Source organism: Vibrio sp. Sgm 5, from assembly GCF_026241575.1.
Classification (GTDB): domain Bacteria; phylum Pseudomonadota; class Gammaproteobacteria; order Enterobacterales; family Vibrionaceae; genus Vibrio; species Vibrio jasicida.
The window spans coordinates 1-8,967 of record NZ_JAPHPY010000092.1 but is presented as its reverse complement, the minus strand read 5'-3'; the positions used below and the strand labels follow the sequence as shown (position 1 = coordinate 8,967).

The following is an 8,967-nucleotide window of genomic DNA, read 5'->3' as shown; positions in this document are numbered from 1 at the left end:
ATATGGTTCACCTCGTTCTGAGAGCCTACTCTAAGCGTAGGGCTTGAGAGTGAGGCGGACCATATAATTAGCCCCGATGTTTCCATCGGGGCTTTCATTTAGACAGGATAATTTAGCTTGGAAGGAATTAAGCTTCCGCGCGTTTTAGATGTACTTCTTCTTCTTCGACCCCAGCTTTTGGATCGTTGAAGCGAGCTTCATCCAATGCGCCTTCCGATTTAGCAACAATGATAGTCACTGCACTGTCACCGGTGATGTTTACTGCGGTACGAATCATATCAAGTAGACGGTCAACACCCATGATAAGTGCAATACCTTCTAGTGGTAGACCTACTTGGTTCAATACCATTGCTAGCATTACTAGACCAACACCAGGAACACCTGCGGTACCGATCGACGCCAATGTTGCCGTCATGATAACCATTAGGTAGTCGCCCATAGTTAGGTCGATATTGAATGCCTGTGCGATGAACGCTGTCGCCACACCTTGCATGATCGCCGTACCATCCATGTTCACGGTTGCACCCAGCGGTACTGTGAACGATGATACGCGGTTCTCAACACCCATGCGGTGCTTAGCCGTTTCCATTGTCACTGGAATCGTCGCATTCGATGATGCTGTCGAGAAAGCAAACATGATCGCGTCTTCCATCTTACGTAGGAACGTAATTGGGTTTAGACCCGTGAAGCCTTTTAGCATCAAGCTGTAAGTTACAAGGCCGTGCAGCAATAACGTACCTGCTAGTACAACAAAGTATTCAGCAAGGTTGAAGATTGCGCTTAGACCAAGACCGGTAAACAGCTTCGCCATTAGGAAGAACACACCGTAAGGCGCTAGGTTCATCAAAATCGCAACCAATTTCATGATGACTTCATTCAGATCAGAGAAGAAAGCGGCAATACGCTCGCCTGGCTTACCCGCTGCACTGATCGCGATACCGAATAGTACGGCAAACACGATAACTTGCAGGGTTTTACCTTCTGCCATCGCGCTGATTGGGTTAGTCGGGAACATATCAATGATCACTTGACCCAAAGATGGCGCTTCTGCTGATTTGAATGAACTTGCTGCGGTTAGGTCTGCACCAGCGCCTGGCTGGAATAGCGTACCCATGGTTAAAGCAAGTGTGATTGCGATAGCGGTTGTTGCTACGTAGAAAGCAAGGGTTTTACCACCCATGCGACCCAATGTTGATAGGTCTTTTAGGGAGCTGGTACCACAAACTAGCGAAACAAATACTAGCGGTACGACAAGCATTTTTAAGCTGGCAACGAAGATCTGTCCACCAACTTCGAATAATCCATTAACAATGTATGCGTCGACAAATCCGTTGTCGGCGAAAAGTGTGCGAATTGCAAATCCTGTCAAGATACCCGCTACCATACCCAAAATTACGCGGCTGGTGAGCGACATCGGTTTCTTGGTATTCATGAGAACACTCCTTATAGTTATGCACCTTAAGTTCACTTCAAGGCGGCGAGCAGATTAGCAGTGGAGTGCGAAAATACGAAAGAATAATCGTCTGAATGGTTAATAGATGTGAAGTTAGTCACTCTAAAAAATAGAATTTTAACTAACCAGTAGCGAATTGAATGGTTAAAAAGTTTTCAATTTAACAAATTTATCGAATATACAACTGATAGAAATGATTTCTTACATTCTCAGTTAGTAGAAAACAGTATGCATAAAAGTGAGGCTTTTGATGCTCAGTGCATAACTAAGCATCATTTATTCATCTTACTTCCAGGTTATTGCTTTAACGGTGGGCGAGTTTTTTCATCAACGCTTTGAGCGAAGTTCGACAATGCTTGGTAGTCGGCTGGAGACCAAGTGGAGCGTGACTTTAGCGCGCTAGGCAATGACGAAAATGCTTTTTCCTTGTCTTTTGCTATTAGTTCGACGCTCATCCACTGATCGATGGGTTGTCGATCGGCAAAGTAAGCATCTAATGAAAGCTCATGGTTCGCACCGGAGTAATTGGGTGTTAGTTGTAGCGCCATATGGTAGTCGCGGAATCTCACTACCCATTTATCTGGCAAGCGTTTTGAACTATCCCACCATACTCCGTCTAGTTGTTGAATCTTTGCTTTTGTCACGGATTTAGGTTGTGCTTGCAGATCCTTTAATGCTTGTTGGAAAGCGCTGTCCATGGCTTTTGAAAAACTTTTAGGTGTTAGATCTGGGTTACTGAGCAGTACCTGTTTTGCTAGGTTTGCACCAAGCATATTCGAGTAAAGATCTTCAGAGGAAAACGCAGAGGCCAGCTCTTTAAAGCCACTCACCGATACCATGCCAAACCATTGAGCGATTTCATGCCATTGTGCGAGACGAAAAGCAGTCAGTGCTGCAGCTTGAGCGCTGCGTTCGATGTTTTCTTGCTCGCTGAGTTTGTTTTTATGCTCGTACCAACGAATACGTCGAACACGCAATTCTTCAGGCAGATCTAAGTGTGCTGCTCTGCCTAAATAGTGTCGATTTAACTGAAACAGATAGTAGGTGTAATCTGAGGTGTCCCGCACGTGTGCCGTATCAATAAAGCCGCCTAATTCGGTAAAAATCAGACCATTGGCTTCTTCATTTAATCCAAGCAGACTGCCGGGTACAGACTCACTGCCGTCATTGTAGTGGTGAGTACCCACTTCGTTGCTAGACAATACATTTTCTAAGGAGAAGAAGGGTACTGGCACGCTTCCTAACTCAGCTTTGAGATCGACTCCGAATGCGCAACATGGCCTGACGCCCACGGGCGCTTTCAGTGCTTGTGCTTGGACGAACCCGCTACAAAGGCTAAGTAGTAATAGTGCTGCTTTCTTCAAACCATACTCCTAGAATGCTTCATTGATTTGGAAATAAAAACCGGTGCTGTCTTTACCTATACCAAGGTCGACACGGACATTAATGCGTGCTTTAAAGGCGAATCGATAGCCAACGCCGACGGTTGGTAGCCAGCTGCTGGCAAACAAATCGTGGTAGGTTGGCGCAATGTTACCTGCACCTAACCAACCGACCACACCGTGACGACCAGAAATGGTGTGGCGAATTTCTACTTGTGTCGAAAGCTGATGTTTGTCGCGATACTGCCCTTGGTAGTACCCACGCATGCGTTGATCATCACCCAGTTGGGCGTAATCGAACCAAGGCGCATCACCGAAAATAGATTGTGAATATACCTCCATCGCAACAATCGTCGTGTCAGACCATTGTTGGTAAAGGCGGTAGTTGGCAATAAGATTGTCGTAGTCTTCATCACTGCCCAGTGAATCTCTGTTCGCAACCCATTCGATATCGAGAAATTGCCCTTTCATGGGATTAGGTTCGAAATCGCGAGTATCGTATTCCATTCCGACTAATACGCCACTGCTGGTGGCGTCTGTGACTTCGGAAGGTAGGATGTCACCATCCACGCCATCAACATTATTAAATGATTGCCATTGCCAGCCCAATTTCGCGTAGGTATTGGGTGCGACTTCTACTGCAATTTTGGGACTCAGTTGCAAGCGTTGTCCTTCGTACTGAACTTTGTTGCGATCATTTTCAGCCGCTTGGCTGCCAATACCCCAGTAGTAACCGGGCGTATGGCTGATCCACGCCTCACCAAGTAAGCGGACTTTGTCACTGTTTAGATAAGTGCGATTGTTCAAGCCCAAGCCATAAGAGCCTGAGGTTGAACCGTAAGAAGTGACAGTGACGGTTGAATAAGGATCGCCTTGTTGCCAGTCGTATGGTGTGTACAACCCAACGGCGGCTACGCCGATTCCGAAGCCTTGCTCTGGGTTGACGAATGGACCCGGTAATACACCCCAATCGATTAACTTCGATTCATCCACCGTTTCGCTCGAACCCAGCTTAGTTAGGATGTCATCCATCAAGCTGCTCTCATCTTGCTGCATAGCAAAAACATGTGGTGTGCAAAACAGTGCTGCAATTGCAAGGGAATAAGAAGCTTTCATCTTCTCTTTACCTTAGAAACGACGATCTATAGAGAAGAAGATGCTTTCACGATCACCAAAGCCGGCTTCACCTAAAAGGTACCAATCGTCATTGATTTGGTATTGCATGCCTGCGATGGTGTTCCATTCGGACTCCAAATGCTGTTTAACGTCGAAGCGACCAGAGAGGTTGATACCGGCTTGTTTCAACGTACCTGAAAGTTCTTGTTCTACGTTTTGGTACATCGCACCAACCCAAAGTCGAACTGGTACTCCATTTTTGTGGAAGTCGAAGCCAACACGAGGAGAGACGACGATCGCGTCAATTGCACCGTCGATCACATTGAGATTTGTTTGGGTGTAGCTTGCGTCAACAAGGGCAAATAGTTGGTCGTAGCCGCCAGCAAGAACAAAACCACCACCGTAGGTGTACCCTTCGAGGTCTAGGCGGAATGGAAATTCACCAATTTTTTGGCCAAGGACACTGACTTTTACGTTGCTCTCTGAATAGCCATCCAGTGTACCCACCAACCCATACACATTTAGGAATGGAAGCAGCCAAACATCACCGCGCAACGTCACCACATCGCTGGCTTGTTTGCCTGCGCCAGCTTCCATGTTGAGCATTTTCTCTAAGCCATGCAGTCCGCTTAGAGCAATAGAATCGACATTGATGCCTTGTTCCATACTCATATAGCTTAGGTTTAAGCCAAAGGGTTTTGGTAAGTCATAGCCAAGTGCTTCTGCTTTATCTTTCCAGATTGGCAGTGAGATCGAGTCAGCATTCGCCACGCCAGTGAATAGACAGGAAGCGGCAACAAGCAAGGAGCGTAATTTCATAAGTAACTTCATTAAACGTGACGATCACAACAACACCAGGGGTCTTGTAATAAGGGCATCGACTCTGGAGTTTGTGTCACGGAAAAATCACAGCTTCATCAGAAGGACGAAGCGCCACAGCGTGAGTTAAGAGTGATTATTGTTTGGTATTTTCGTGGAATCTTAACGTCGGCGAGCGCATCTTACTCCTAAAATTAAGAAAGTAAACTTCAAAGTATACTTTTGATTGTTGTGCGCTATACTCTGCATCCACTTACATGAGGTTGGTGAATCTAGGACCATGAAACTTTCAGAAAAGAAACGCTTAGCGCTGATTGAAGCAGCTCAACAAGAGTTCATTGAACACGGTTATAGCAGTGCGAATATGGACAGAGTGTGTGAGCGAGCAGCAACATCAAAGCGAACCTTATATCGCCATTTTGAAAGTAAGGATGTGTTGTTTATTGAGTCGATCCAATCGGTGCTTGAAACACAAAGAGCGCGTTTGCAACTCACATACAGACAAGATGTGGATATAGAATCTCAGCTTCGTGACTATTTGTATTCTAAGCTGGATTCTATGTACGAAGACTTTGGTTTGCCTTTGGCTAAAATGGTGATCAGTGAGTTTATGCGTACACCGGATTTAGCCGAAAACTACCTTCATCAACTTCAACGTCAAGATGAACTTCTCCAAGCTTGGTTTGCTGAGGCGATTGCAGACGGAAAATTCAAACCTCTTGATCCTGCAATGATGAGTAACATGCTGATGTGTTTGCTCAAGGGCAACTTTTTGTGGCCACAACTTGTGGCGAATCAAGCTGTACCAAATGAAGAACAGCGCAAGGAAAAAGTTGAAGCAATCCTGACGCTGTTTTTCAATGGTTATTGTTGTTAACTCTTTTCTCTAATTTGTGGTTAAGCGACGCAATGTAGGCAGCTGCTCGTGATCCCATGTCCAGAAGTCTTGCCTTTGATTGTGGATGCCTCCAACCCAGTAACTTTGTGTGGTTCGGCATTTGCCATTCAAGCATGCTTGACCTTGTTTACTTAAACTAACTTGATGTTCCCACCAGTTTTTCTCGAGTTCACTTATCGTAAACAGCGGTTCTTCGTATTGGGAGAGTGGTAATAGCAAAGCGTAAAACATCACATCACCCAAGGTTGGTAGTGGTTCCTTTGCGAGGTACTGCTGAAACCAATCTTTGACCGTAATTGGGGCGCTGTGCTTAGTTAATGTTTCCAATGCCAATCTTTGTGTGAGGCTCAACCCTGAACTTGAATGAGGCAATTCTTGAAGGTGCCGTTTTAATACAGTTTTGATGTTTGGCATGCAATCTAACTCGTGATGTTTGATTAAATTCAAAAGTGAATCCGGCATGGGGGATGTTAACGCTTGCCAACACCGCGCGGTTTGACTTAATAGTTTTGCAGAGACAGGTTTTCGGTGTTGCCAGCAAGAGCGAATGGCTTCTGCGGGCAGTTGCCCAAACCCAATAAAGCGCTCGGTTCCCGGAAACTGATTGAATTCGATGATCTCAATGATTTTGCCTTCGGTTTCCTCTAGCAGAGAGAGCCCTCGAAGTAGCATGAATTGATCGTAGGCATCATGTTCAACCCAAAAAACTATACGTTCATACTGCACGTCGAGCAGGGTATGGATATTGTCTTGCTCAAACTGCGCTACCTCTTGCACCGAGTCTTTTCTCCCCATAACAGGCAGCAATCGGTCCACAACGTATTGTGCTCTTAGGGCAAGAAACGTGTTGTCATCATCGGGAATTGGACCAATACACAACGGATCAATCATGGGCAAGAAGTCACCTTCGAAACCGCATGTCTTTAGTTGCTGCTGAATGTCATGACCGCAGCGTACATGCAGCGTTGTCAACTCGGCATCGAGTGGCTTTTCTTGATTATCAATGGCACGTTTATGGAATTCGAGCTTTTCCACGTGCGCTTTTAACTTGCTCCAACTAGGTAAACCAAGCTCTCTTGCTAAGGCGTGTTGCACATCCGAAAGTTTGACTGATTCTGGCGTGAGCTTTTCTGGCTGAGTATGAAACTGCTTAACCAGCTTTAAGGTATCTTCATTATTTTGGCGGATCGCTTTCAAGCGTTTTTTTGCCACGGATTTTTGCTGGTTTAGATTAATTGAGAAGCTGTTGTGAGATTGCATTTTTCACCTTTCTTATTCTTCCACACTCGCCTTAACAGAAGCTATAAAGAAGGTAAAAACAAATTGTTCCTGCTAATGAGAGCAGGGAAGTTGAATTGCCATGAACTGAGTTCTTTCCGCGAGTGTTGGGCGCTTTAGGCTTGAGCACCCTGATATTAGGTGCTCAAGCTTTGTCATGCAATACGTTGCGAGAGAATGGTGTCACAAAATAAAAGATTGGAGTCAAGAGGATTAAGCTCGGTATTCGGCGCTTTTTAGCAAAGCTTGGTATAGCGCAAGGGCAGCGGGGCCACTTTTCGCACCTTTAGGTAATGTAAGGTGCAAAGCCACTTGATACTGATTGGAGTGTTCTAATTCTAATACTTTGATTTTGTTGTTCTGACGATATTCGACCAGATGTTGAGGTAACCGACAAAACCCGACACTTTGTTCTACGGCTCTGAAAGCGTGGTCAAAATTATCGACAGTAATTCGCTGGCGCGCTCTCAGCCAGCCCACATTTTGCTTCGCTTTATCAGAGTCTCCTAGATCACGCACTACAATCTGGCTGGTGGTCGCAAAGTCTGCCAGTGACACTTGTGGTTTTCGCGCAAGCGGATGATGTGCCGAAATCACTGGCACCATCGTGGTCGTACCGAACGCTTCTGCTGGGTAGTTAGTAATGGGAAGGTTGATGATCGCGATGTCTGCTAATTCATTCACTACCATGTCTGTGGTTTTACTCAGAGAGGTTTCTACTACTTGAACTGAAGTTGTGTTGTTTTGTGTGAGAAATTCGCTAAGTGGAGTATAGAGCCAACTTGGATCGCACAGGTGATCGATAGCTACCGTAATTTGCGACTCTACACCGCTATTTAGTTGTTCACTGATCATTTCAAGTTCACGAGCCTGCTCAAGCATTGACTGAGCCCGTCGAAGCATGGTTTTACCGTGTTCGGTTAGCCCTGCTTTTCGGCCTTTCACTTCTATCAACTTAATGCCGAGCTGCTCTTCGAGCTTTTTCACCGAATAGATAAGCGTGGTATGGCTTTTATTGAGCGTTACTGCGGCTGATTGAATACTTCCTGCCTGTTCAATTGCTTGTAGTGTTTGCCATTGCTCTAGGGTTGTTTTGAGTCTCATTGGTCAGTTTTTTCGACAGGTGATGGCAAAATTATGAACTTTTTTGTCAGTTTTATAAAGGCAATAATCTTTTCATCGAAAGCGAGTCAATAATAAGAGGAGACTCAAGATGGCGAAATTACTGCAAGTTGATTTTGAATTTCATGGCCCATTTGGTGAAGATATGTCGAATGTTCTGATCGATTTAGCGAAATCAATTAACCAAGAGCCGGGCATGATTTGGAAAATCTGGACGGAAAGCGAAAAAGACAAACTCGGTGGTGGTATCTATCTTTTTGAAGATGAAGCCACGGCGCAAGCTTATCTCGAAATGCACACTGCTCGTTTGAAACAGATGGGTGTAGAAGAAGTAAGAGGCCAGATATTTGATATCAATACGCCGCTGAGCATCATCAACCAAGGTCCAATTGGAGAGTAACATTATGACTAACCGCACTTTTCTAACCGTTCATGGTGTCATTTATATGTTATTTGCTTTTGCGCTGTTTTTTGTTCCGACCATGATGTGGCCGATGTATGGCGTACAAATTAACGACCAATATGCGCTGTTTTTATCGCAGCATACGTCGATCTTTTTAGGTGGGATTGCTGCGGTCAGTTTGATGTTACGTGATGTGGAACCTAGCACTACAGCCAAGCAACTGTTCAAAGCGCTGTTGACCACTAATCTCTTAGGCGTTGTGATCACCACTTATGCTGGCATTACCGGTGTATTTGTCGGCTTTGGTTGGAGTGACCCTGCTTTCTTCTTATTACTGAGTGTGCTTACTTTTATTCAATGGAAGAAACAATCAGAATAAAAACGGCTACTGCGCCGTAAATAAAGAAGCCCCGCGATAATAGCGGGGCTAATTATATGGTCCGCCTCACTCTCAAGCCCTACGCTTAGAGTAGGCTCTCAGAACGAGGTGAACCAT

The 8,967-nt window shown here is 45.2% G+C and carries 9 protein-coding genes; 3 read left to right on the top strand and 6 right to left on the bottom strand.

From position 1 onward, the window contains the following. Positions 1 to 127 precede the first annotated feature (127 nt). From OQJ86_RS25560 to OQJ86_RS25545, 4 genes are all read right to left on the bottom strand, one after another. On the bottom strand, positions 128 to 1,432 hold the full coding sequence (locus OQJ86_RS25560; protein WP_038868990.1) for a dicarboxylate/amino acid:cation symporter: 1,305 nt from the start codon (positions 1,430 to 1,432) through the stop codon (positions 128 to 130). Positions 1,433 to 1,749: 317 nt separating this feature from the next. Continuing rightward, a complete protein-coding gene (locus OQJ86_RS25555; RefSeq protein WP_104028187.1) occupies positions 1,750 to 2,817 on the bottom strand; it encodes a DUF4056 domain-containing protein in 1,068 nt (355 codons plus the stop codon). A 9-nt stretch (positions 2,818 to 2,826) separates the two neighbouring features. Further along, the gene (locus tag OQJ86_RS25550; protein WP_265992002.1) at positions 2,827 to 3,951 is read right to left on the bottom strand and encodes a BamA/TamA family outer membrane protein; all 1,125 of its coding nucleotides are present in this window, start codon (positions 3,949 to 3,951) and stop codon (positions 2,827 to 2,829) included. Positions 3,952 to 3,963: 12 nt separating this feature from the next. Beyond that, positions 3,964 to 4,770: a TonB-dependent receptor gene (locus OQJ86_RS25545; protein ID WP_265992000.1), complete on the bottom strand. Its 807-nt coding sequence runs from the start codon at positions 4,768 to 4,770 to the stop codon at positions 3,964 to 3,966. Between the two features lie 280 nt (positions 4,771 to 5,050). Here OQJ86_RS25545 and OQJ86_RS25540 point away from each other — a divergent pair, with 280 nt between their 5' ends. Further along, positions 5,051 to 5,647 carry a TetR/AcrR family transcriptional regulator gene (locus tag OQJ86_RS25540; protein ID WP_265991998.1) on the top strand — a complete coding sequence of 199 codons (597 nt, stop codon included), beginning with the start codon at positions 5,051 to 5,053 and terminating at the stop codon, positions 5,645 to 5,647. A gap of 9 nt (positions 5,648 to 5,656) precedes the next feature. On the opposite strand, the gene OQJ86_RS25535 is transcribed toward OQJ86_RS25540, so the two are convergent. After that, positions 5,657 to 6,928, bottom strand: a complete 1,272-nt coding sequence (locus OQJ86_RS25535) for a DUF1835 domain-containing protein (RefSeq protein ID WP_265991996.1) — start codon at positions 6,926 to 6,928, stop codon at positions 5,657 to 5,659. A 231-nt stretch (positions 6,929 to 7,159) separates the two neighbouring features. After that, entirely contained in the window at positions 7,160 to 8,050 is an 891-nt protein-coding gene (locus OQJ86_RS25530) for a LysR family transcriptional regulator (RefSeq protein WP_038869000.1), read from the bottom strand. A gap of 109 nt (positions 8,051 to 8,159) precedes the next feature. On the opposite strand from OQJ86_RS25530, the gene OQJ86_RS25525 reads away from it, so the two are divergent. Both OQJ86_RS25525 and OQJ86_RS25520 read left to right on the top strand, forming a co-directional pair. After that, positions 8,160 to 8,468 (top strand): monooxygenase, encoded by a 309-nt coding sequence (locus tag OQJ86_RS25525; protein WP_265991993.1) that lies wholly within the window; start codon positions 8,160 to 8,162, stop codon positions 8,466 to 8,468. Positions 8,469 to 8,472: 4 nt separating this feature from the next. Beyond that, on the top strand, positions 8,473 to 8,850 hold the full coding sequence (locus OQJ86_RS25520) for a hypothetical protein (RefSeq protein ID WP_265991991.1): 378 nt from the start codon (positions 8,473 to 8,475) through the stop codon (positions 8,848 to 8,850). Positions 8,851 to 8,967: the final 117 nt, after the last annotated feature.